Annotated in this window: 22 protein-coding genes; 14 read left to right on the top strand and 8 right to left on the bottom strand. The window is 72.1% G+C overall.

Features of this window, described 5'->3' with window-relative positions:
• Positions 1 to 148 precede the first annotated feature (148 nt).
• Entirely contained in the window at positions 149 to 745 is a 597-nt protein-coding gene (locus ACQEVS_RS21040; protein ID WP_433022579.1) for a TetR/AcrR family transcriptional regulator, read from the top strand.
• Between the two features lie 79 nt (positions 746 to 824).
• Here ACQEVS_RS21040 and ACQEVS_RS21035 read toward each other — a convergent pair whose 3' ends face one another.
• Both ACQEVS_RS21035 and ACQEVS_RS21030 read right to left on the bottom strand, forming a co-directional pair.
• The gene (locus tag ACQEVS_RS21035) at positions 825 to 1,829 is read right to left on the bottom strand and encodes a DeoR/GlpR family DNA-binding transcription regulator (RefSeq protein WP_433027767.1); all 1,005 of its coding nucleotides are present in this window, start codon (positions 1,827 to 1,829) and stop codon (positions 825 to 827) included.
• Between the two features lie 189 nt (positions 1,830 to 2,018).
• Positions 2,019 to 3,440: an NAD(P)H-quinone dehydrogenase gene (locus ACQEVS_RS21030; RefSeq protein WP_433022577.1), complete on the bottom strand. Its 1,422-nt coding sequence runs from the start codon at positions 3,438 to 3,440 to the stop codon at positions 2,019 to 2,021.
• Positions 3,441 to 3,585: 145 nt separating this feature from the next.
• Here ACQEVS_RS21030 and ACQEVS_RS21025 point away from each other — a divergent pair, with 145 nt between their 5' ends.
• From ACQEVS_RS21025 to ACQEVS_RS21010, 4 genes are all read left to right on the top strand, one after another.
• Entirely contained in the window at positions 3,586 to 4,023 is a 438-nt protein-coding gene (locus ACQEVS_RS21025; protein ID WP_433022575.1) for a gamma-glutamylcyclotransferase, read from the top strand.
• Positions 4,024 to 4,237: 214 nt separating this feature from the next.
• Entirely contained in the window at positions 4,238 to 5,059 is an 822-nt protein-coding gene (locus ACQEVS_RS21020; protein ID WP_433022573.1) for a purine-nucleoside phosphorylase, read from the top strand.
• A gap of 633 nt (positions 5,060 to 5,692) precedes the next feature.
• Positions 5,693 to 7,384 carry a phospho-sugar mutase gene (locus tag ACQEVS_RS21015; RefSeq protein WP_433022571.1) on the top strand — a complete coding sequence of 564 codons (1,692 nt, stop codon included), beginning with the start codon at positions 5,693 to 5,695 and terminating at the stop codon, positions 7,382 to 7,384.
• A 165-nt stretch (positions 7,385 to 7,549) separates the two neighbouring features.
• Positions 7,550 to 8,398, top strand: a complete 849-nt coding sequence (locus ACQEVS_RS21010; RefSeq protein ID WP_433022569.1) for a hypothetical protein — start codon at positions 7,550 to 7,552, stop codon at positions 8,396 to 8,398.
• Between the two features lie 13 nt (positions 8,399 to 8,411).
• Here the strand turns inward: ACQEVS_RS21010 and ACQEVS_RS21005 are convergent, their stop codons facing one another.
• Both ACQEVS_RS21005 and ACQEVS_RS21000 read right to left on the bottom strand, forming a co-directional pair.
• Positions 8,412 to 8,999, bottom strand: a complete 588-nt coding sequence (locus tag ACQEVS_RS21005) for a YceI family protein (RefSeq protein ID WP_433022567.1) — start codon at positions 8,997 to 8,999, stop codon at positions 8,412 to 8,414.
• 289 nt (positions 9,000 to 9,288) lie between these two features.
• A complete protein-coding gene (locus ACQEVS_RS21000; protein ID WP_433022565.1) occupies positions 9,289 to 10,620 on the bottom strand; it encodes a hypothetical protein in 1,332 nt (443 codons plus the stop codon).
• Between the two features lie 315 nt (positions 10,621 to 10,935).
• Here ACQEVS_RS21000 and ACQEVS_RS20995 point away from each other — a divergent pair, with 315 nt between their 5' ends.
• From ACQEVS_RS20995 to ACQEVS_RS20975, 5 genes are all read left to right on the top strand, one after another.
• Entirely contained in the window at positions 10,936 to 11,145 is a 210-nt protein-coding gene (locus ACQEVS_RS20995; protein ID WP_433022563.1) for a hypothetical protein, read from the top strand.
• 315 nt (positions 11,146 to 11,460) lie between these two features.
• Complete coding sequence (locus ACQEVS_RS20990) at positions 11,461 to 12,189, top strand: hypothetical protein (RefSeq protein ID WP_433022561.1); 729 nt, start codon at positions 11,461 to 11,463, stop codon at positions 12,187 to 12,189.
• Positions 12,190 to 12,191: 2 nt separating this feature from the next.
• Complete coding sequence (locus tag ACQEVS_RS20985) at positions 12,192 to 13,478, top strand: UDP-N-acetylglucosamine 1-carboxyvinyltransferase (RefSeq protein ID WP_433022559.1); 1,287 nt, start codon at positions 12,192 to 12,194, stop codon at positions 13,476 to 13,478.
• Positions 13,479 to 14,507, top strand: a complete 1,029-nt coding sequence (locus ACQEVS_RS20980) for a serine hydrolase domain-containing protein (protein WP_433022557.1) — start codon at positions 13,479 to 13,481, stop codon at positions 14,505 to 14,507.
• Positions 14,508 to 14,898: 391 nt separating this feature from the next.
• Positions 14,899 to 16,131 (top strand): hypothetical protein, encoded by a 1,233-nt coding sequence (locus ACQEVS_RS20975; protein WP_433022555.1) that lies wholly within the window; start codon positions 14,899 to 14,901, stop codon positions 16,129 to 16,131.
• 114 nt (positions 16,132 to 16,245) lie between these two features.
• Here ACQEVS_RS20975 and ACQEVS_RS20970 read toward each other — a convergent pair whose 3' ends face one another.
• Together ACQEVS_RS20970 and ACQEVS_RS20965 are read right to left on the bottom strand one after the other, a co-directional pair.
• Positions 16,246 to 16,863, bottom strand: coding sequence for a PH domain-containing protein (locus tag ACQEVS_RS20970; RefSeq protein ID WP_433022553.1), 618 nt, complete (start codon positions 16,861 to 16,863; stop codon positions 16,246 to 16,248).
• Between the two features lie 180 nt (positions 16,864 to 17,043).
• Entirely contained in the window at positions 17,044 to 17,532 is a 489-nt protein-coding gene (locus ACQEVS_RS20965) for a hypothetical protein (protein WP_433022551.1), read from the bottom strand.
• A 416-nt stretch (positions 17,533 to 17,948) separates the two neighbouring features.
• On the opposite strand from ACQEVS_RS20965, the gene deoC reads away from it, so the two are divergent.
• From deoC to ACQEVS_RS20950, 3 genes are read left to right on the top strand one after another with little or no spacing between them, the layout of a single operon-like run.
• Positions 17,949 to 18,941 (top strand): deoxyribose-phosphate aldolase, encoded by a 993-nt coding sequence (deoC, locus tag ACQEVS_RS20960; protein WP_433027764.1) that lies wholly within the window; start codon positions 17,949 to 17,951, stop codon positions 18,939 to 18,941.
• Positions 18,942 to 18,955: 14 nt separating this feature from the next.
• Complete coding sequence (locus ACQEVS_RS20955; RefSeq protein ID WP_433027761.1) at positions 18,956 to 20,392, top strand: aldehyde dehydrogenase family protein; 1,437 nt, start codon at positions 18,956 to 18,958, stop codon at positions 20,390 to 20,392.
• Positions 20,385 to 21,269: an aldehyde dehydrogenase family protein gene (locus tag ACQEVS_RS20950; protein WP_433022549.1), complete on the top strand. Its 885-nt coding sequence runs from the start codon at positions 20,385 to 20,387 to the stop codon at positions 21,267 to 21,269. The genes ACQEVS_RS20955 and ACQEVS_RS20950 overlap by 8 nt, the downstream gene beginning before the upstream one ends.
• 143 nt (positions 21,270 to 21,412) lie before the next feature.
• Here ACQEVS_RS20950 and ACQEVS_RS20945 read toward each other — a convergent pair whose 3' ends face one another.
• Positions 21,413 to 21,907, bottom strand: coding sequence for a hypothetical protein (locus tag ACQEVS_RS20945; protein WP_433022547.1), 495 nt, complete (start codon positions 21,905 to 21,907; stop codon positions 21,413 to 21,415).
• 85 nt (positions 21,908 to 21,992) lie between these two features.
• Between ACQEVS_RS20945 and ACQEVS_RS20940 the strand changes: the two genes are divergently transcribed.
• The gene (locus ACQEVS_RS20940; protein WP_433022545.1) at positions 21,993 to 22,661 is read left to right on the top strand and encodes an ATP-binding protein; all 669 of its coding nucleotides are present in this window, start codon (positions 21,993 to 21,995) and stop codon (positions 22,659 to 22,661) included.
• Between the two features lie 140 nt (positions 22,662 to 22,801).
• Here the strand turns inward: ACQEVS_RS20940 and ACQEVS_RS20935 are convergent, their stop codons facing one another.
• Positions 22,802 to 23,572, bottom strand: a complete 771-nt coding sequence (locus ACQEVS_RS20935; protein WP_433022543.1) for a SigE family RNA polymerase sigma factor — start codon at positions 23,570 to 23,572, stop codon at positions 22,802 to 22,804.
• Positions 23,573 to 23,637: the final 65 nt, after the last annotated feature.

Raw genomic sequence — 23,637 nt, 5'->3', positions numbered from 1 at the left:
CTCGCGCGTTCACCGTCGGTCGACGCGTCCCAGACCGGCAAGCGACCGTGCGCACAGCCGCCCACTCGTATGAAATGGCCCCGCCGAACGCCACCCGCCCCCATGACATCCTTGACACCGCGGGGAGCGACCGGAGGGACGGACGGACATGACGACCGAGACGGCACGGACGTCAGCACGACCCATGCGGGCGGACGCCCGGCGCAACTACGAGCGGCTGCTCGCGGAGGCGCGGACCGCCTTCACCGCGCACGGGACGGACGCCTCGCTGGAGGACGTCGCACGGCGGGCCGGGGTGGGGATCGGGACGCTCTACCGGCACTTCCCCAACCGCACGGCGCTGATGTGCGCGGTCTTCCAGGGCGAGGTCGACGGGCTGCTGGCGCGCTCGCGGGAGCTGCTGGCCGCGCCCGAGCCGTGCCGGGCGCTCGTCGACTGGCTGCGGGCCGTCATCGCGCACGCCAGCACCTACCGGGGGCTGGCCCGGGCCCTGATGGCCGCCCAGTCCGACGAGGCGTCCGCGCTCGCCCGGTGCAGCCTGCCCATGCGGGAGGCGGGCGGCACACTGCTCGCCCGGGCGCAGCGGGCCGGGGCGGTCCGCGCGGACGTGAGCGTGACCGATCTGCTGCAGCTGACCAACGCCATCGCGCTGGCGGTCGAACAGACGCCGGAGGACCCGGAGTTGGCCGACCGCCTGCTCACGCTGACACTGCGGGGCATCCGGCCCGAGCCCTGCGCGGGCTGACGGGTCCGGCGGGTTCGCGTTTCCCGGTGGTCACCGTTCGGCTTTCACCCGAACGGGCGGTTCTGCGACCCGCGGCCGCTCAGCGCCGCCGCGGCGCCAGGTCCGCGACGCGGGCCGACGGCTGCTCCCCGAGCGGTCCCGCGCCCCGGAGCTGCGCCTGCATCCCCGGCGGACCGCCCTGCGCGGGCCCGGGGTAGGGCTGGCCGTGCGGGCCGCCGTGGGCGCCGTGCCGGGCACCCTCGCCGCCCAGCGGGTGGGCCCGCCGCTGCCCGGGCAGGGGCGGCGCCTCCCGGCGGCGGGCGGGCGGGCCCGGCTCACCGTGCGGGCCCGACTGCGCGCCGGGGCCGGCGACGGAGATGTGCACGCCCTGGTCGGCGAGCGCCTGGAGCTCCGTCGCCGCGCGCTCGTCGTGCGGCGGCGGCTCGTCGGTCACGAGTCTGGTGATCACGTCCGTCGGGACGGTCTGGAACATGGTGTCGGTGCCGAGCTTGCTGTGGTCCGCGAGGACCACGACCTCGGCCGCCGCCTGCACCAGGGCCCGGTCGACGCTGGCGGAGAGCATGTTGGAGGTGGACAGGCCGCGTTCGGCGGTCAGGCCGCTCCCGGAGAGAAACGCCCGGGAGACCCGCAGCCCCTGCAGGGACTGCTCGGCGCCGCTGCCGACCAGCGCGTAGTTGGAGCCGCGCAGGGTGCCACCGGTCATCACGACCTCGACCCGGTTGGCGTGGGCGAGCGCCTGGGCGACGAGCAGGGAGTTGGTCACCACGGTGAGCCCCGGCACCCGCGCGAGCCGGCGGGCCAGCTCCTGCGTGGTGGTACCGGCGCCGACGACGACGGCCTCGCCCTCCTCGACGAAGCTCGCCGCGAGATCGGCGATGGCCGTCTTCTCCGCGGTCGCTAGATGGGATTTCTGCGGGAAGCCGGACTCCCTGGTGAAACCGCCCGGCAGCACCGCACCGCCGTGCCGGCGGTCGAGCAGCCCTTCGGCTTCGAGCGCCCGTACGTCACGCCGTACGGTCACTTCGGAGGTCTGGACGACACGGGCGAGCTCACGCAGCGATACCGCTCCGTTGGCGCGCACCATTTCGAGGATCAATTGACGACGTTCTGCAGCGAACACGAAACCGACAGTAACGCCAACGACCATCTGCTTTCAGCAGGTTGCACCAACTAACGGAAGTTGTTCGCCGCACGCCCCAAGAAGTGGTATAGGGAACCGGAAGGAGAACCGCCCCATCCGGTCTCCCTCCGGTCCCCGCCCCGCCATCCGGCCTCAGCCCTCCCGCTGGGCCTTCCGCGTGTGCAGCTGACGCGCCACTTCCGCGACAGACCCGGACAGGGACGGGTACACGGTGAACGCGTTCGCGATCTGTTCCACGGTCAGATTGTTGTCGACCGCGATCGAGATCGGATGAATCAGCTCGCTGGCCCGCGGCGCGACGACCACGCCGCCGACCACGATCCCCGTACCCGGGCGGCAGAACAACTTGACGAATCCGTCCCGGATTCCCTGCATCTTCGCGCGGGGATTGCGCAGCAGCGGCAACTTGACGACCCGGGCGTCAATCAGCCCCTTGTCGACGTCCGCCTGCGAATACCCGACCGTAGCAATCTCCGGATCCGTAAATACGTTCGCGGATACAGCCTTGAGATTGAGCGGCGCCACCGCGTCGCCCAGGAAGTGGTACATCGCGATCCGGCCCTGCATGGCGGCGACGGAGGCGAGCGCCAGCACACCGGTGCAGTCACCGGCCGCGTAGACGCCCGGGGCGCTGGTGCGCGAGACCTTGTCCGTCCGGATGTGGCCCGACTCCGTCAGCCGGACGCCGGATTCCTCCAGGCCCATGTCGGCGGTGTTGGGGATCGAACCGACGGCCATCAGGCAGTGCGTACCGCTGATGACGCGTCCGTCGGCCAGGGTGACCTCCACCCGGTCGCCCACCCGCTTGGCGGCCTGCGCCCGCGAGCGCGCCATGACGTTCATGCCGCGGCGCCGGAAGACGTCCTCCAGCACGGCGGCGGCGTCCGGGTCCTCGCCCGGCAGCACCCGGTCGCGCGAGGAGACCAGGGTGACCTCCGAGCCCAGCGCCTGGTACGCGCCGGCGAACTCGGCGCCGGTGACGCCCGAGCCCACCACGATGAGCTCCTCGGGCAGCTCCTCCAGGTCGTAGACCTGGGTCCAGTTGAGGATCCGCTCGCCGTCCGGCAGCGCGTCCGGGATCTCCCGGGGGTGCGCGCCGGTGGCGATCAGGACGGCGTCCGCGATCAGCGTCTCCTCGCCGTCGCCCGTCCGCACGATCACCCGGCGGGTGCCGTCGGCCTCCCGCACCGGGTCGAGCCGGCCCCGGCCGCGCAGCACCCGGCCGCCGGCGCGGGTCACGGAGGCGGTGATGTCGTGCGACTGGGCCAGCGCCAGCCGCTTCACCCGGCGGTTGACCTTCCCCAGGTCCACCCCGATGTCGGCGCCGTCCTCGACGGTGATGCCCAGCTCCTCGTACGACGAGTCGAAGGAGGTCCTCACCTCCGCCGTCGCTATGAGCGTCTTCGAGGGCACGCAGTCGGTGAGCACCGACGCCCCGCCCAGACCGTCGCAGTCGACGACGGTCACCTCCGCACCGAGCTGCGCGGCGACGAGCGCCGCCTCATAGCCGCCGGGTCCGCCACCGATGATCACGATCCGAGTCACGTACTCCATTGTCCCGCACCCATCAAAGCGACTCCTTCCGGGGCCTCCGGTGGTCCCCGCGCCTCCGGATGGGGCGCCGGAACCGGAAGCGGGCGGTCCCTACGAGACTGCCATCCCAAATGCGGTCCCGCCTCACTCCCGTACCCTCAGAACCATGTCGCTCTACGCCGCGTACGCCGGCAACCTCGACGCGCGGCTGATGACGCGCCGCGCCCCCCACTCGCCGCTGCGCGGCACGGGCTGGCTCGCCGACTGGCGCCTGACCTTCGGCGGGGAGCAGATGGGCTGGGAGGGCGCCTTGGCCACCGTGGTGGAGGAGCCGCGGTCGCAGGTCTTCGTCGCCCTCTACGACATCGCCCCGATGGACGAGGAGTCGATGGACCGCTGGGAGGGCGTCGGCCTCGGCATCTACCGGCGGATGCGGGTCCGGGTGCACACCCTGGACGGCGACGAGACCGCCTGGATATACGTCCTCAACGGCTACGAGGGGGGCCTCCCCTCGGCCCGCTACCTGGGCGAGATCGCGGACGCGGCGGAGTCGGCGGGGGCGCCGCACGACTATGTGATGGAGCTCAGGAAGCGGCCTTGCTGACTGTCGGCCCGTCCGGCGTTTGAGGACGCGCGCCGCAGGTGCGCTCGGGGGTGCGGGGGCGCAGCCCCTGCGAGAAACGGTGAGAGGGCGGGACCGGGGCACCCCCACCCCGCGGCCCACCCGCCAGTCTCGTCGAATGCGACAAAGCAACAGTCGCAAGACCGTAACCTGCGACATCTACGCGCGTAGGCGCCGACCGGTTACCCTCGTCCGCGTGAACGCATCAGTTACTCCGGACATCCAGGCCGACCCGTACTCCGCGGCCGACGCCGCCGCCGCCCGACTGCGCGAGCTCACGGGCGCCGAGACCCACGACGTCGCCCTGGTCATGGGCTCCGGCTGGGTTCCCGCGACCGAGGCGCTCGGCGCGCCCGAGACCGAGTTCCCGGTCACCGAGCTCCCCGGCTTCTCCGCCGCCGCCGTCGCCGGCCACGCGGGCACCGTGCGCTCGTACAAGATCAACGACAAGCGCGCGCTGGTCTTCCTCGGCCGCACGCACTACTACGAGGGCCGCGGCGTCGCCGCCGTCGTCCACGGCGTCCGCACGTCCGTCGCCGCCGGCTGCAAGACCGTCGTCCTGACGAACGGCTGCGGCGGTCTCCGCGACGGCATGCGCCCCGGCCAGCCGGTGCTGATCAGCGACCACCTGAACCTCACGGCGACCTCGCCGATCGTCGGCGCCAACTTCGTCGACCTCACGGACCTGTACTCGTCCCGCCTGCGCGCCCTGTGCAAGGAGGTCGACGAGACGCTGGAGGAGGGCGTCTACGCCCAGTTCCCCGGCCCGCACTACGAGACCCCGGCCGAGGTCCGCATGGCGCGCCTGCTGGGCGCCGACCTGGTGGGCATGTCCACCACCCTTGAGGCCATCGCGGCGCGCGAGGCGGGCGCCGAGGTGCTCGGCATCTCCCTCGTCACCAACCTGGCCGCGGGCATGACCGGCGAGCCCCTCAACCACGAAGAGGTGCTCCAGGCCGGCCGCGACTCGGCCGCCCGCATGGGCTCGCTGCTGGCGCAGGTGCTGCCCCGCCTGTGACGGGACGCGTCGCGTGACGGCCGTCCGGAGGCGCGGATCCACCCACGGCGGCGCGCCGTGGGCGGGCCCGCGCCTCCGGCGCGTCGCGCCGCTCCCGGGCGGCCCGTACGGGCCCGGGCGCTACGGATCCGGACGCGGCCGTACGGGTCCGGGCTCTACGGGCCTGAACGCCACGGTGCCGGGCGCTACGGGTCGGGGCGGCCGTACGCGTCCGGGCGACCGTACGGGCCCGGGCGGTCCGTCCGGACGCGGCCGTACGGCCCGGGGCGCACCCGGCGGCGGACGGCGGGAGCGCCCCGGGCCGTACGGCCGCATCCGGAGGCCGAGGCGGCGAACGGGTCCGATCGAGGCGCCGGCGGCCTTCCGACGGCTCCCGACGGCCGGTACCCGACCGTTACGGCCGGTTCCCGACCGCTCCGGGCAGCCCCGGGCGATCTTCGCGGCGTTTCGGGGAACACCCGTAACAGCCATGAACCCGCCGCCCCACGGCCGTCCCCCGACCACCCCGACCGTCCCACCCGGCACGCCCCGCCCGCGGGGCACAGCACCACACAACACCCCGCATCGCACCGCCCTGAAACAGCACCGCGCAGCGGCCCGCACACGCAACTCAGACAACCCCGGAGGAACATCGTGGAGCAGGAGCGAGACGACCTCCTCACCCGAGCCCGGACCTGGCTCGCCGAGGACCCCGACCCCGAGACGCGCGCGGAGCTCGCCGCGCTCGTCGACGCCGAGAACCTGCCCGAGCTGGCGTCCCGCTTCGCCGGCACCCTGCAGTTCGGCACCGCCGGCCTCCGCGGCGAGCTGGGCGCGGGCCCGATGCGGATGAACCGCGCCGTGGTCATCCGGGCGGCCGCGGGCCTCGCCGCGTACCTCAAGGCGCAGGGTCACGCCAACGGCACCGTCGTCATCGGCTACGACGCCCGCCACAAGAGCGCGGACTTCGCCCGCGACACCGCGGCCGTCATGGTCGGCGCGGGCCTGAAGGCGGCGCTGCTGCCGCGTCCGCTGCCCACCCCGGTCCTGGCCTTCGCCATCCGCCACCTGGGCGCGGTGGCCGGCGTCGAGGTGACCGCGAGCCACAACCCGCCGCGCGACAACGGCTACAAGGTCTACCTGGGCGACGGTTCGCAGATCGTGCCGCCGGCCGACGCGGGCATCGCCGCCGAGATCGCCGCCGTGGCGAGCCTGGACGACGTGCCGCGCCCCGAGTCGGGCTGGGAGACGCTGGACGACGCGGTCGTCGAGGCGTACCTGAAGCGCACCGACGCCGTCCTCACCGAGGGCTCGGCGCGCGACGTGCGCGTGGTCTACACGCCGATGCACGGCGTCGGCCGGACCGTCCTGACCGCCGCCTTCGCCCGCGCCGGCTTCCCGGCGCCGGTCGTCGTCGCCGAGCAGGCCGAGCCGGATCCGGACTTCCCGACGGTCGCGTTCCCCAACCCGGAGGAGCCGGGCGCGATGGACCTGGCGTTCGCCACGGCCCGCGCCGCGGCCGGCCGGGGCGAGGCGCCGGACATCGTCATCGCCAACGACCCGGACGCCGACCGCTGCGCCGTCGCCGTCCCCGACCCGTCCGCCGACGCGGGCTGGCGGATGCTGCGCGGCGACGAGGTCGGCGCGCTGCTCGCCGCCCACCTGGGCCGGAAGGACGCGACGGGCACGTTCGCGACGACGATCGTCTCCTCGTCGCTGCTCTCCCGCATCGCCGCGGCAAGCGCCGGCGTCGACTACACCGAGACGCTCACCGGCTTCAAGTGGCTGGCCCGCGTCGACGGCCTGCGCTACGCCTACGAGGAGGCGCTGGGCTACTGCGTGGACCCGGCGGGCGTCCGGGACAAGGACGGCATCACCGCCGCCCTGCTCGTCGCGGAACTGGCCGCCGGCCTCAAGGAGCAGGGCCGGTCCCTGACCGACCTCCTCGACGACCTGGCGGTCGAGCACGGCCTGCACGCCACGGACCAGCTCTCCGTCCGCGTCCAGGACCTGTCCCTGATCGCCGCCGCCATGCGCCGCCTGCGCGAGCAGCCGCCGACCGCCCTGGCCGGTCTCGCGGTCGCCTCGGCCGAGGACCTGGCGGAGGGCTCCGAGGCCCTGCCGCCGACCGACGGCCTGCGGTACCACCTTTCGGGTGACACCGAGGGCACCGTCTCGGCCGCCCGGGTGATCGTCCGCCCGAGCGGCACCGAGCCCAAGCTCAAGTGCTACCTGGAGGTCGTCATCCCGGTCGGCTCCGCGGCGGACCTGCCGACCGCGCGGCGCCGCGCGGCGGACGTCCTCGCGTCGGTCAAGAAGGACCTGGCGGAGGCGGCGGGCATCTGACGCGGCCCGTCGACGCCTTGTGGGCCCCACTCCCGGACACCGGGGGCGGGGCCTTCGCCGTCATACGCCGTCATAATGCGCCGCCGTCTGACGCCGACCGCCGTTAGAGTGAACGTTCGATTCGCGGGGCTCGGGGGTGCTCTGTCAACCACTGGGGGGTCAGTGATGCGACGTTCAACGGTGTCGGTCGTCGGTGCGCTCATGCTGTGCACCGCGTGCGGCGGAGGCGGGAGCGGCGGCGAGGAGGAGGCACGGAAACCGGCCGCCGGCGCCTCGGCGTCCCGCTCCGCTCCCGCCCCCACTCCGGTGAACGACGGCGCGACGGTCCGGGCCGCGGCGGCCGCGACGGCGCGCACCACCGCGCGGATCGACGAGCGCATCGACATGAGCGACGACACGACGACAGTGGGCCTCACCATCCGGGGCGCCCTCGACCTGGCCGGCGGCAAGGGCAAGCTGCGGGTGGAGTTGCAGGGCGACGGCACACCGCCCGTCCCCCTCGACGAGATCTTCACCGGCCGCACGGTGTACTTCCGGATGCCGCAGGAGCCCACCGGCAAGACGTCCTGGCGGTCCCTGCGCCGGGACGGGACAGAGGCGCACTACCTCTTCCGCGCGCCCATGAACGACCCGACGCACGTCCTCCGCCAGGTGGCGATGCTGCCGTCCGCCAGGAAGGTGGGCGAGGAGAAGGTGAACGGCGCGCCCACGGTGCACTACCGCGCCGAACCGGACCTCAAGACGCTCACCTACCGCATGGTGGCGGCGCAGCGCACGAAGCTCGCGTCCCACTGGGAGGACATGCGGCGCTACCTCCTGCCCCGCGCGGACGTCTGGGTCGACCGCCAAGGCCGCGTCGTCCGCACTCGCTTCGGCATGTCCGCGGGCACCGGCGGCGAGGTGTCGACCCTGCTCACCCTCTCAGACCTCGGCAAACCGGTCCGCACGCCCACCGCCCCGCCGGAGGCACCCGCCGCCGACCCGTCCACGATCGGCGGCCCGCTGGCGGGCTGAGCCCGCCCGCGCGCTACGGAACGGCACCCTCGGCCGCGTCCGCGTCGAGCACGGCCTCCACGTCCACGCGGACGTCGATCAGGTCGCTGACCACGACGCCGCCCCGGTCGACGGTGTCGTTCCAACTGACGCCGAAATCCTGCCGGTTGATCCGTGTCCGGCCAGTGAACCCGGCCCGCCGCCGCGGCCCCTGGTCCCGGCCGTCCTCCCACCAGGGCGTGTCCCACTGCCCCAGGTACGTCACGTCGAGCGACACCGGCCGCGTCACGCCCCGCACGGTGAGATCCCCGTCGAGACCGAACTCCGTCGAGCTCAGCCTCCGCACCTGCGTGCTCGCGAACGTCCAGGTCGGATGGTGCTCGACGTCGAAGAAGTCCGCACTTCGCAGGTGTGCGTCGCGTTGCGGCTGCCCCGTCCAGACCTGCGTGGCGTCGATCGTCGCCTCAACCCGCGCGTGCTCGGGATCCTCGGGATCGCACACGAGCGAACCGTGCACATCCTTGATGTGTCCGCGCACATACGTGACCATCATGTGCCGCGCCCGGAACTGGACGCCGGTATGCCCCGGCTCGAAAAACCATCGGTTGTCTGTGCCGGTCATGGCGACTCCACGGGCACCGTCGTGCCCTGTTGCCAGCGTAATACGGGGCGGGGCCGGGCTGCGCGCCGAGCCGCCGTGCCCTCCGGGTCACGCATCCGGGCTCCACGGCCGGCGCGCACCGGCGCCTCACTCGTCGAGGCAGTCAGCGAGCCGCCGGCAGGTCCGCCCGAGGTCGTCCATGTACATCGCCGCCGCGGCGCTGCCGCTACCGGCGACGCGGTCCACATCATCCTGATCTTGGTGGAACCGCGCCTGATTCGCCGGCTCCGGCGACGCCCCCGCCCGCGGGTCAGCCGGCGACTCCCAACGCACCCGCGAGTTGATCGCGACCGGGGGTATCCCTGGGGAGTGTCCGGTACAGGGCGAGCGCCCGAGTCCGGGTGAGACCGGTCTGATAGGAGGTCGGCAGACCACCGTACGCCTGGGCGGCGATGTGCGCCGCTTCGGCTCGGTCACCGTCATGGGCCCGGCAAACCGCCTGATCGATGGCGATCAGAGCGCGGGTCATGTGCGACGGCATGCGCGACAGCTCAAGCGCCCGTCCCTGGGTCTCGTAGGCCCGGTCGGTCTCCCCGAGCAGAGTCAGGGCCTGGCTCATGTGGACATGATGTTTCTGCATCGGGTAGCCGAACCAGGTGTCGGCATGCTGCTGGGGCGTGAGCCGCTCCGCAAGAGCTTCGACGTCGGCCACCGCATGCAGGGCCTTCTCCCGGTGGCCGCCACTGGCGTAAGCGCGCGAAGCAACGGCCGAGGCCAACGCAGCGGCGGCACTGGGCTTGTCTCCCGCCAGGTGCCGGGCTTGTTCGGCCAGGTGCGCGGCCGCCTGCGGAGCCCCGTAGTTGAGAGGCACCATCGCCTCGCGGCCCAGGACCCACGCGTGCAGGAGGTTGTCCCCCGACTGCTCGGCGGCCCGGCCGGCCGTGCGGAACCATCGATGGGCTTCGCGGTCCTGGCCGAGATCATGCAGGACGATGGCGACCATGCCCGCCATCCGGCCGGTCACGTAGCACAGCGTGGCCCGGCCTTTGACTGTCTGCGGTCGCGCCAGAAGTGCCCTCAGCTCGCCGAAGTCCCCGGCGAGATCGGCCAGTACGTCGGCCGGCGCCTGGCCGTGGTAGCCGTATCCGTACCGCTCGGCGGTGCTCTCCCAGAAGCCGAGATCGGACGACGTATGGTCGGCGGCCAGAGCGGCGTCGATGTCGTGGCGTGTGGTGGTCAAAGCGGCGAGCCCGGAACCTGCCAGACCGGCAGCGAGCGCGCCGCGGACTACGTCGCGGCGCTTCATCGGATCTTCTCCATCTTCCCGATACTGTTGGGGAGTTCGTGTACCCGCGCTCTCCCACGGCCTCTCGGCCAAGCCTAAACACCGGCCGGCGATCCGGAGCCCGTCAGCGATCCGCTCCAGGCCGGAAAGGGACGTGACGGTCCCATGCCCCTTCGCTATCTGGCTCACGCGTTCGGCACGGATGCCGCATGCTTCGCTGATGCGGTTGAAACTGATGCCCGCCTCGTGAGCGAGTGCGAACAAGGCGCCGACATCACGGCGGGCCAGCGCTTCGGCGACACGCCGATCATTCAGAAGTGCTGGTGGAAGCGCTGCCGGTGACGCCGGAAGTTCCATTCTTGTCCCCTGAGTTGGTAGTACCCCCCACGGAATGTACCCATCATGGGTGCCCCCTGCGTGGGGTTACCGCGCTTGTCGCCCGGCCCTTAACTGACATCGCCGACCGATCGTCCAAGCCTCGGCATGACACCCATGCCCACAGCCCGGCCGCTGGCCCGTCCCTGTTCGGCGGACCTGGCGAGCAGAAGAGACGGTGATCCCACGATGCATGGCACAGGAACAGCCAGGACCGGCATGCCCCTGGATGAGGTGACGCACAGCGCGGTTGCCGACCAGGGGCTTCGGGGGCCTCGCGAATCCGGTAGCGCCCCCATGGTCGATCGCGTGGTCCTGATGCAGCGGGACGCCCGATACGACCACGCGACGGAGGAGACCCGGTTCGCGGTTGAGGTGCGTCTTCGTGACGGAGGCGCGGTTCGTACGGAACTGATCCTCGAACCCGGCCAGTTGTACGCGGTGGCCCTCCAGGTCGAACGAGCCATGGCCGCTCGTGAACGGGCCCGTTCGGAGGTGTCGCGGTGATGGGCCCCACCGGCGCCGAATCGACCCGGAAGCCGTGGCCGTGGCCGTCTGGCTGGGCGCAACAAGCTACCGCCTTCGCCCTCCTGGCGGTGATCGTCGATCGAGACATGCGCGCCGAGTCCTTGCACCCGGGCTTCGCAGTCGTAGCCCCGGACACCGACCCGATCACTGACACCCCTGCTTGATCCGGCTCCGGTGCCCGGCGGCGAACCTGCTTCGGGGTGCCGGAGCCCTCAGCGTCCCTCCACTTCCAGTCGCGCCCCTGGCGCGCGCACTTCCTGCACATCAGCCCTTCGACGCTATGGAGGCATCCCCATGCAGCAGCACCTTCCCGATTCCGCGGCGACGGCGGAAGACGTGCGGCTCAGCACGGGCTACTACCTCAACCTCAACGCGCTCAGCCCCTACCTCGCACGGCTGATGGCACGCTGCCGGACCGTGTTCGACGTCAAGCCGGCCATGGTCGCGGACCTGGACGACCCCACCGCGTGCGGCCTGGACGCAGACCGGGGCGGCACGATCGAGAACGGAGCGCTGTGCCAGGGCGACGTCATCGTGCAGGAGGGAGCACGAATCGAAGCCGGAGCCCAAGTGGTCGGCCCCGTCCTGGTCTGCTCCGGTGCGGTCATCGGGGCCGGCGCTCTGGTGCGGGACTACGCCGTGATCGGCCCCGGCTGCCGGATCGGCTTCGGGGCGGACATCACCCGTAGCCTGCTGGCCGGACACGTCTTCGCCAAGCACCCCTGCTTCGTCGGCGACTCGGTGGTCGGGTACCGCGTCAACCTCGGAGCCTTCTGCTCCACGACCGGCCTGCGCTGCGACCGTGGTCCGGTCGTCGAACCGGCGATCGAGGAAATCACCGTCACCCTGGACGGGCGCCGGATCAGCAGCGGCCAGACGAAATTCGGTGCGGTCATCGGTGACGAGGTCGCATTGCCCGCCGGGACGGTGCTGTCACCGGGGACGCTGATCGGCCCCGGCAGTGTGGTCTATCCCCACAACCACATCGGCGGCTTCCTGCCTGCCGGTTCACGGGTCAGGTGACCATGACCACCTCGTCTGACGGTCTCGTGAAAGTCACCGGAAACCGAGCCCTGACCGGCCGGTATCCAGTGCAGGGCAGCAAGAACATCGCCCTTCACCTGTACGCGGCGGCGCTCCTGGCCGATACCCCGCTGGTCCTGGTGCGGGCGCCGGACATCGTGGACACCGGCGTCTGTGCCCGGATCCTCCGGCACATCGGCGCCGAAGCCATGTTCGACGGCAACCAATTCGTGGTCAGTCCGGCCGAAACGCTGAGGCCGGTGGTTCCGGACGCACTCGGCCGGCAGGTCCGCACCACGGCCGTCCTGGCATCCGCTGTCCTTGCCCGTGCCGGGGAGGTCACCTTTCCGTACCCCGGTGGTGACGCGTTCTGTCCACGGTTGATCGACCGCCATCTGGCGGCGATGCGGGCCGCCGGGGCAGAGGTCGTCTCGACACCGACAGAACTCCGGGTTCTGTCTGGGCGACGCGGCCTGCGTGCTTTCACCGTGGACGTGAACACCCCATACGGGCCGAGTCTGGGAGCGACGGTGACGGCAGTGCTCCTGGCCGCACGCATCCCGGGTGCCTCGTTGATCACGAGCCCGAGCATCGAGCCCGAGGTGATCGAGACCTGCCGGTTCCTCGCCGTTCGGGGCGTCGCGATCCACTGGGACGTCGAAGGGCTACACGTATCGGGGAGTGACCGGATCGACGGCGGCACCTTCGCGATCGTGGGCGACCGCATCGAGGCCGCCACCGTCGCCATGGCGGTTGCCGCGACCGGGGGGTGCGTGGCCCTGGACGGCATCACCCTCGACCACCTCCCCGTCGGGTTGATCACCACACTTGCCCACGCGGGCATCGCCCTCGCCGCCGACGGCCAGACCGTCCGCGTGCAGCTCGTGAGGGAACTGTCCGGCGTGGAGGTCGCCACCGGGCCGCATCCCGGCTTCCCCACCGACACCGCCCCACAGTTGGCAGCGCTGCTCACCCAGGCCGCCGGGCCGTCGTTGATCGGTGAGTGGGTGTACCCCCGGCGGGACACTCATGTCGTCCCGCTGCGGGCCTTCGGCGCGGAGGTCACCGTCACGGGGTCAATAATCCGCCTGCACGGCCCCCGACGGCTTCACGCCGCAGACGTGCAGGCTGCCGACATCCGAGCGGTGGCGGCACTGCTGATCGCCGCCCTGGCCGCCGACGGCACCTCTACGATCCGGGGTCTGCACCACTTGCGGCGCGGCTACGGCCATCTGCTCGCGAACCTGGCCAGGCTGGGCGCCGAGGTCACCATCGAACCGGAGGTCTAGATGCCCGTACCGTTCAGCGCCGACGACACCGCCCGCCTCGGGGAGACGCTGCGAGAAGTGGTGGCCGACGGTGCGAGTCCGGGCGGTGTCGTCGTCGCGGGGACCGTCGGTCACGGCCAGGAGGTCATGGTGGCCGGCGTGGTCGCTCCCGAGTGCGGATCACAGCCGCCCTCCGCGCACACGGTCTACGACATCGCGTCGCTGACGAAGGTCGTGGCCACCTGGCCGCTCGTCGGCCGGGCCGTCCAGGACGGGCTGATCGACTTGGACGCTCCCATCCGCGACAGCCTTCCGGTGATGAACGGGGAAGCCCCCAGCGGGGAAGCCGGCGTACGGCAGTTGATCACGCACACTTCCGGCCTCCGCGCCTCCACCCGGCTGGACCACTACCGTGGCGCGGACCTGCCGCTGCACGAACTCCTGTGCCGCGAACCGCTGGAGGACACCCCCGGCGCCCACCGCTACATCAACCGCGGCTACATCCTCCTCGGCCTCGCCCTCACCCACCTTCACTGCCGGCCCCTCGACCAACTGGCAACCGACATGTGGGGCAGGCTCGGCATGCGCAGCACGTCCTACGGCCCGGTCGCCCGTACCTCCGGCGTGGCCCCCACCGAACAGCGACTTCCCGGCGCCCCGCGCATCTGGGGCGCCGCTCACGACGACAACGCCGGGCTCATGGGAGGCGTGGCCGGTCACGCCGGAGTGTTCTCCACCCCAGCCGACCTCGCCACCTACGCCCAAGCCCTGCTGTCCGCCGACGAAAGCGACCCGCTGGGTGACTGGCTCCGCTCCAGTCTCGTCCCCCACGCTCCGATCGAACCGGGCCTCGACCGTGGTCTGTCGTGGATTCTCGCCGCCGGCGGGTCCGTCGCGTATCACCACGGCTTCACCGGCACCAGCCTGTACCTCGCCCCCTCGACCGGGCGCTACCTGGTGATCTGCACGAACGCCGTCTACCACGGCCCGGCCCGCGTACGCCTCGCACCGCTGCGGACCCTCGCCCTCAAGACGATCTCGACTGACTGAACGGGTATCCGAGGGCCAGGAGTTGGGATTGGTCCGCCACTCGCCGGCGTGGACGGCTCCCCCCACCGGTCAGCCACGACGCGCTCGCACGGTGACGACCATCCGCCACGTGATTATTGGCCCGAGGGTGACGGAGGAGGCCCGCGCCGGATCGGGCAAACCGAGACCCGGCGGGCCGCCTCCCGGGGCGGCCGGATGCCTGTAGGAAAAGGAAGTTGGGAAAGCCATACCCAACCAAACCCTCCCCCGTCACCCCATCGGGTGACGCGGTGGATCGTGCGCCGAGCGGCGCGGTACGGTCGCGGCGAACGGCCCCACAAACGCAGACGGCCCCCGCCGGGACGGGCATCCCGGGCGAGGGCCTGATCACCGAGGAAGAAGCAGCTTCCCCATGACTGAGGCGCAGTCTAGCGCGCGGGCTTCCGCGCGCGTCGGGCGTTCGCACGGTGGAGTGATCCACCTGCGGCACCGGCACACGAGTCACTTCACCGTCGTCGGCAACCACCTCCCGCAGCACCGCGAACTGTCGCTGGTCGCGATCGGGATCGGGGTGTACGTGCAGTCGCTCCCCGACGGCGCTCCCATCGGCATCAAGGACCTCGCCCGCCGCTTCCGTGAGGGCGAGGTGGTGATCGGGCGCGGTCTGCGGGAGTTGGAGGCCGCCGGGTATTTGGAGCGGTGGCGCGTCCGGACGGAGGGCGGGCAGGTCGTCACCGTCACACGGTGGAACGAACACCCGCGGGCGGTGGCGCGGGAGTGTGTACGGGAGTTGCGGCGGCCGGGACCGGTGGGGGCGACGGGTCCGGCGGGGGCGGCGGGACCAGTGGGGGCGGCGGGACCGGTGGGGGTGATCGGGCGACGGCCGCCCGTCCCGTCGGTGTCCCCGCCCACGCCGTCCGCGTCCACCTCCGCGTCCCCGGCCTCGCCGCCCCCGCCCGCGCCCGCGCCCGCGCCGAAGGCCGTACCGCCGGGCGTCGGCGGCACGTCGTCCGGTGTCCGGGAGCCGGCGCCCAGTGGACGGGTCCCCGGCGACGAGGCAGGTGGCGGCGGTGCGTGGGCGCGGGAACTGCCCGCCGGACGGCTCGGTGAACGTACCGAGCGCGAAGCCGGTGGGCCGGGCGGCGGTGAGCCCTACGCCGACCGGCCGGGCGAGCGGCCGAGTACGTATCCGGGCACCGCACCCGCCGATCGGCCCATCGCCGACCAACCTGTCACCGATCAGCCCGTCACCGATCGGCCCGCCGCCGATCTGCTCGCCGTCCTCCGCCGCTACGATCCGCGCCTGCTGCTCTCCGCCGCCGACGTCCGCGAACTCGCCCCCGCCGTACGGGCCTGGCTGGACCGGGGTGTCGGGCCCGTCCACGTCGTCCGGGCGCTGACCGCCGATCTGCCCGTCGGGCGGATCGTCCGGCCCGCGCGGTTGCTGCGGCACCGGCTCGTACACGGGCTGCCGCCCGCGCTGCCCGAAGGGCCGCTCCGGCCGCCGCGCCCCGCTCAGGAGGCCGTGCCGAAGCCTCTCCCCTTCCAGAACTGCGACGGTTGCGAACGCGCCGTCCGTGCCGCCCACCCCGGCGTGCTCTGTCGCAGATGTCGGGAGAAGGCCGTCACCGTCGCGGTGGGGTGACCATCAGATCGTCCAGATCGCCTGGATCAGCCAGATCGTCACGGTCGAACCGCCGCAGTCGGACCGCCGCGATCAGACCGTCATCGTCAGATCACCGCGATCAGACCGTCACCGTCAGATCACCGTGTACAGCACCACACACAACACCAGCCCCACCAACGACGGCACGATCAGCTCGTAAGCCCACCGGACCGACGTCTCCCCCTGCGCGCCCTCCCGTCGGGCACACCGCTCGGCGAGGTCGCGGAGGTCTTCGATGGCCTGGTCGGAGGGGGAGCGGTCCGGGGTGTCGGAAGGGCGGAGGGTGACCCGGTCGCTGATGCCCTCCGCCGCGGCGCGCTGCTGGCGTCCTGCGGCGCGCTTGCGCTGGCGGAGGGAGACGGGGATGGCCCAGAGCTGGTACTTCGCGGTCTCGGTCAGCACCTCGCTGGAGTATCCGGCGCGGACGGCGGCGACGCGGGACCACGGGAGGGTGATCGTCCGGAAGGGGTTGCGGACGAGGAGGCGGTCCTCGGAGGCCCAGACCGCGGGACGCACGGTGAACGCGATGACCAGCGGCACCAGGAACAACAGCCCCGCCAGCGCCAGCCAGGGCGTCCGGCCGCTGCCCCGCACGATCGCGTCGCCGCCCAGCCAGGCGGCCAGCGCCAGCAGCAGGACGCCGCTCGCGATGCCGGCGGCCGAGCGGTAGCGGCGCTCGGCGAACTCCGGCGCTTCTGGTGAACTCGTCATGGCCCGATTCTGCCGGACTGCGGGCCTCCCGGACGTTGCAGTACGGCAACGCCGTACCGCCCGTACCAGCGGGAACGCACACGTCAAAAGGGAAACGACGGCACCGGGGCGGGCCGCTGGTGACGACGGTCCGCCCCGGTGCCGGGGTACTGCCGGGGTGATGGAGGGTGAAGCGGAGTGTTACTTGACGTGGTGCACCGCGACGCAGCCCTTGGGCAGCTTGCGGAACGGAACCGTCTCCGGGTGGCTGCCGGGGCCGCCCTGCGTCTGGAACACGAACTTCGGCTGCGCGCTGCCCGCATTGACGATCTTGGCAATGATGCCCGCGTCCTTGGGCAGCGACGGGTGCTTGCGGTCGAGGTGGCCGAAGACCTCGGGACGGCCGCGCTCGTCGGTGGTCATGAGGAAGACCTGCGGGCCGCCGGTGGTGTTGTAGAGGTCGGCGGACGCGCCCGCTCCGATGCTCAGCGACTTCTTGTACACGCACTTGCCCGACGGAACGGGCGGAAAGTCCTTGTGCGCCTTGGCGGTCCGGGCCGCCGAGGGCTTCGCCGACGCGGCGGCAGGGGTGTGGGACGACGCGAAGGCGGAGGAGACCGGGGCGAGCACGACCCCCGCGACGGCGGCCGAGGCGAGGGTGATGCGCAGGGTGTTACGGCGACGGGACATGCGTGGCTCCTGGTGACGAGCGCTGGACGGGATAGGCGATCCGTATGCCGCTTTCCTCAAGGTGTGGGGCCGGTGAGTCGGGCGGTCGTGCTGGGAAAAATCTATGGATCGCGTGTCATCGCACGGTCTTTCGTATGTCACGGACGTTCGACAGTAAACGGAGGAAGTTCCTCCGATGGTCTTCGCCCCGCTTCGACCCCGCTTCGACCCCGCTTCCACCTCGCATCGACCCCACTTCGGCCCCGCCTCGGCCTCGCATCGACCCCACTTCAACCTCACTTCGGCCCCGCTTCGGCGCACAGCCGGGCACCGCTCCGGCGCCGCTTCCGAACCACCCCCAGACCACTTCGACACCGCTCCGACACCCCGCAGGGGGTGACACGCGCTACGCGCGTAGATATGCTCATCGGGTGACCATGCCCACTGTTCCTTCCCACGGCAACGAAGCCGCGGAGCGACTGGCCTCGCTGGCGGATGTGACCGCCTCCGACGGTGCGCTGCGCCGCTTCCTGCACGGCCTCCCGGGCGTCGACCCGGTCGGGCTGGAGGGCCGCGCCGCCGCGCTCGGCACCCGCTCGATCAAGACGACGGCGAAGGCTTACGCCATCGACCTGGCGATCTCGATGATCGACCTGACGACCCTGGAGGGCGCGGACACCCCGGGCAAGGTCCGGGCGCTGTGCGCCAAGGCCCTCAACCCGGACCCGACGGACCGCGGCACCCCGCGCACGGCCGCGATCTGCGTCTACCCCGACATGGTGGCCACCGCGGCCGAGGCCCTGAAGGGCTCGGACGTCAAGGTCGCCTCGGTCGCCACCGCGTTCCCGGCCGGCCGCGCCGCGCTGCCGGTGAAGCTGGCCGACACGGCGGACGCCGTGGCCGCGGGCGCCGACGAGATCGACATGGTGATCGACCGTGGCGCGTTCCTCGCCGGCCGCTACCTCTCCGTGTTCGAGGAGATCAAGGCCGTCAAGGAGGCGTGCCGCCGCCCGGACGGCACCGCCGCCCGGCTGAAGGTGATCTTCGAGACCGGCGAGCTGTCGACGTACGACAACATCCGCCGTGCCTCCTGGCTCGGCATGCTGGCCGGCGCCGACTTCATCAAGACCTCGACCGGCAAGGTCGCCGTCAACGCCACCCCCGCCAACACGCTGCTGATGCTGGAGGCCGTCCGCGACTTCCGCGCGCTGACCGGCGTCCAGGTCGGCGTCAAGCCGGCGGGCGGCATCCGCACCACCAAGGACGCGATCAAGTTCCTGGTGCTGGTGAACGAGACCGCGGGCGACGAGTGGCTGACCAACCAGTGGTTCCGCTTCGGCGCGTCCAGCCTCCTCAACGACCTGCTGATGCAGCGCCAGAAGCTGAGCACCGGTCGCTACTCCGGCCCCGACTACGTGACGGTGGACTGACCGCTATGAACGCTATGAACACCGCGTTTGATTACACCCCGGCCCCCGAGTCCCGCGCGGTCGTCGACATCGCCCCCTCCTACGGGCTGTTCATCGACGGCGAGTTCCGCGAGGCGTCCGACGGCAAGGTCTTCAAGACCGTCTCGCCGTCGACCGAGGAGGTTCTCTCCGAGGTCGCGCAGGCCACCGAGGCCGACGTGGACGCGGCCGTCACGGCGGCCAGGAAGGCGTTCGAGAAGTGGTCGGCGCTGCCCGGCTCCGAGCGCGCCAAGTACCTCTTCCGCATCGCCCGCATCATCCAGGAGCGCTCCCGCGAGCTCGCCGTCCTGGAGACGCTGGACAACGGCAAGCCGATCAAGGAGACCCGCGACGCGGACCTCCCGCTGGTCGCCGCGCACTTCTTCTACTACGCGGGCTGGGCCGACAAGCTGGAGCACGCCGGCTTCGGCCCCGACCCGCGGCCGCTGGGCGTCGCGGGCCAGGTCATCCCGTGGAACTTCCCGCTGCTGATGCTCGCGTGGAAGATCGCCCCGGCGCTCGCCGCGGGCAACACGGTCGTCCTCAAGCCGGCCGAGACCACCCCGCTGTCCGCCCTGTTCTTCGCGGACATCTGCCGCCAGGCCGGGCTGCCCAAGGGCGTCGTCAACATCCTGACCGGTGACGGCACGACGGGTGCCGCGCTGGTGGGCCACGACGGCATCGACAAGGTCGCCTTCACCGGCTCCACCGCCGTCGGCAAGGCCATCGCCCGGACCGTCGCCGGCACGGGCAAGAAGCTCACCCTCGAACTGGGCGGCAAGGGCGCCAACATCGTCTTCGACGACGCCCCGGTCGACCAGGCCGTCGAGGGCATCGTCAACGGCATCTTCTTCAACCAGGGGCAGGTCTGCTGCGCCGGTTCGCGCCTGCTGGTGCAGGAGTCGATCCAGGACGAGCTGATGGACGCCCTGAAGCGCCGGATGGCGACGCTGCGCGTCGGCGACCCGCTGGACAAGAACACGGACGTCGGCGCGATCAACTCCGCCGAGCAGCTCGCCCGCATCACCGAGCTCGCCGACAGCGGTGTCGCGGAAGGCGCCGAGCGCTGGGCCCCGTCCTGCGAACTGCCGTCGTCCGGCTACTGGTTCGCGCCGACGGTGTTCACCAACGTCACCCAGGCCCACCGGATCGCCCGCGAGGAGATCTTCGGCCCGGTGCTGTCCGTCCTGACGTTCCGCACCCCGGCGGAGGCCGTCGCCAAGGCCAACAACTCGCAGTACGGGCTGTCGGCCGGCATCTGGACGGAGAAGGGGTCGCGCATGCTCGCCGTCGCGGGCAAGCTGCGGGCCGGCGTCGTCTGGGCCAACACGTTCAACAAGTTCGATCCGACTTCGCCCTTCGGCGGGTACAAGGAGTCGGGCTTCGGTCGCGAGGGTGGCCGTCACGGTCTGGAGGCTTACCTCGATGTCTGAGCGACTCAGTGTCTTCAAGACCTACAAGCTGTTCGTCGGGGGCAAGTTCCCCCGGTCCGAGAGCGGACGGGTGTACGAGGTGACCGACTCGAAGGGCAATTGGCTCGCCAACGCGCCCCTGTCGTCCCGCAAGGACGGCCGTGACGCCGTCGTGGCCGCGCGCAAGGCGTTCTCCGCCTGGTCCGGCGCGACCGCGTACAACCGCGGCCAGATCCTCTACCGCGTCGCCGAGATGCTGGAGGGCCGCCGGGACCAGTTCGTCGCCGAGGTCGCCGACGCCGAGGGCCTGTCCAAGGCCAAGGCCGCCGCGCAGGTGGACGCCGCGATCGACCGCTGGGTCTGGTACGCCGGCTGGACCGACAAGATCGCCCAGATCGCGGGTGGCACCAACCCGGTGGCCGGGCCGTTCTTCAACGTCTCGTCCCCCGAGCCGACGGGCGTCGTGGCCGTGGTCGCGCCGCGGGAGTCGTCGTTCCTTGGCCTGGTGTCGGTGATCGCCCCGGCGATCGCGGCCGGCAACACGGTCGTCGTGGTCGCGTCCGAGAAGGCGCCGCTGCCGGCGCTCTCCCTCGGCGAGGTACTGGCCACCTCCGACGTGCCGGGCGGCGTCGTCAACATCCTGTCCGGCCGGGCGGCGGAGATCATGCCGTCGCTGGCCGCGCACCAGGACGTCAACGCGATCGACCTGGCCGGGGCGGGCGCCGAGCTCGCGACCGAGCTGGAGGCGGCCGCGGCGGACAACCTGAAGCGCGTTCTCCGTCCACAGGCTGTGGACTGGGCGGCGGCGCCGGGCACCAAGCGGCTGATGGCGTTCCTGGAGACCAAGACCGTCTGGCACCCGACGGGGTCGCTGGGCGCGGGCGGTTCGTCGTACTGAGCGGCACGCCGAGAGGGCGGGACCCGTACGGTCCCGCCCTCTCGCGTTCCCTGCTCCCCCGCCTTCTCGCGCCCCCGGCGCTTTCCCCGCCTTCTCGCGCCCCCGGCGTCTCGCGTCCCCCGTCTTCCCGCGCCCCCGGCGTCTCAGCGCGGCAGCAGGTTCAGCCCCGGGACGTCCTGAAGCTTCCCGCCGTCCGACAGGGAGCCCGTCACCGCCCGCGTGCTGACCGGCTTGAAGTCCCCCACCTGCGTACCGACCGCGTTGTTCAGCGGGTCCGAGCCCGTCCGCGCGAGCGGGTTGACGGGCAGCATCCGCAGCACCGGGATCAGCGGCTCCACCGACTTCTGGAGGCCGATCCGCGCCCCCTCCGCGGCGGCGGCCAGATCGATCGGCCCGAGCTGGGCCTGCGCCGTGCTGCCCGGACGGGCGGCCGGGCGGGCGCTCGGATGGGCACTCGGCCGGGCATGCGGGTGGGCGCTCGCCTCGGCCGCCCCGGTGACGGCGATGGCGGCCCCCGCGGTGAGCGTCAGCCCCGTCCGGACCAGGGGGCGCGCGAGACGTGAGGACGGACGGAACGCGTGACGTGCGTGCGAGGCCATGACCACCTGCCGAGCCGGGAACCGGAACCATTCAGCCACGCAGCGTAGTTGAGCGGTCACACGCGGCGCATCCGGCGACCCAGGGGGGTCCCCCGTCCGGCCCAATGCGTCACACTGGTGTTCCGTGACTGCCCTCCCGCCCCAGGCGCCGTGCGCCCGTGTGATCCTGCTGACCGGCCCCTCCGGCTCCGGCAAGTCGTCCCTCGCCGCCCGCACCGGACTTCCGGTGCTCAACCTCGACGACTTCTACAAGGAGGGCACGGACCCCACGCTCCCCCAGCTCCCGGACGGCGCGGGCCCGGACTGGGACTCACCGCTGTCCTGGGACGCGGACGCGGCGGTCGCCGCGATCGAGGCGCTCTGCCGGACGCGGCGCACCGGCGTGCCGCTCTACGACATCTCCACCAGCGCGCGGACCGGCGAGAGCACGCTGGACATCGGCCGCACCCCGCTGTTCGTGGCGGAGGGCATCTTCGCCGCCGACATCATCGACCGCTGCCGCGACCTGGGCGTACTGGCCGACGCCCTGTGTCTGCGCGGCCGCCCCTCGACGACCTTCCGCCGCCGGCTGCTGCGCGACCTGCGCGAGGCCCGCAAGCCGGTCCTCTACCTGATCCGCCGGGGACTGCGGCTGATGCGCGACGAGCGGGGGATCGTGGCCCGGCACACCGCGCTGGGCGCGTTCGCCTGCGGCCGGGACGCGGCGATGGGCCGGATCGCGGCCGCGGCGGCCGGGCACTGCGAGAAGGTGCGCACGCCGGAACGGGTCGAACGGCCGGGCGCCACGGTCTGACGCGGGGCTGCCCGCCCCCGGGAACGCGGGAGCGGGCGGACAGACCCCCCGGCCGTCCGCCCGCTCCCCTTTCCCCCGTGGTTCCCCCCTCTATCCCCCTTTTTTCTCCCCCTCGATTCCCCCGTTCCCCCCGAGTCGTCCTAGGCCACGAGCTCGCCGAACGACTCCTCGACGCCACGGCCGGAGCCGATGGCCTCGTCTTCGCGCAGCCGGCGCAGCGAGCGCCAGATGCTGCTCTTGACCGTGCCGACGCTGATGTCCAGGATCTCCGCGATCTCGGGGTCCGTACGGCCCTCGTAGTAGCGCAGGACCAGCATCGTCCGCTGGAGCTCGGGCAGCCGGGCGAGCGCCTGCCAGAGGACCGCGCGCAGTTCGGTGCCGCGCATCGCGTCCTGGTCGCCCGCCGTCTCCGGCAGCTCCTCGGTCGGGTACTCGTTGAGCTTGCGCCGGCGCCAGGCGCTGATGTGCAGGTTGGTCATGGTGCGGCGCAGGTAGCCGCCGACCGCCGCCTTGTCCGTGATCCGGTCCCAGGCGCGGTAGGTGGAGAACAGCGCGCTCTGCAGCAGGTCCTCGGCCTCGTAGCGGTCGCCGGTGAGGTGGTAGGCGGTCGCGTAGAGGGAGGCCCGGCGCTCCTGGACGTAAGCGGTGAACTCCGCCTCCGCGCGGGACGCCTTGGCGTGGTCCGCCTCGAACGCCGTGGCCGCCTCCGGGGCGTGTTCGCCGTCCCGCGGCGCGGCCGGCTCGCCGTACACGGCGGCGTCGATGGCCGTCAGGTACATCCCCGGCGTCCGGCGTCCGGTGCCGCGGGCACACCCCCGTACGCCCGCGGCACCGGACTTCTCGGAGCTCCGCCCGGCGTCGTGAAGGCGCGTGCGAACTGCGCTGGTGGTGGTGCTGTGCAGTGTGTTCATGTCGCGCCCCCCGTCGGTGGAGCCAGCTGGGTCCGGTGTGGTTCCGGACTGCTTCTCGCCCGGTG

It is taken from the genome of Streptomyces sp. CA-181903, assembly GCF_050937075.1.
In the GTDB taxonomy this organism is placed as follows: Bacteria; Actinomycetota; Actinomycetes; order Streptomycetales; family Streptomycetaceae; genus Streptomyces.
This window is presented reverse-complemented; position numbering and strand designations above follow the sequence as displayed.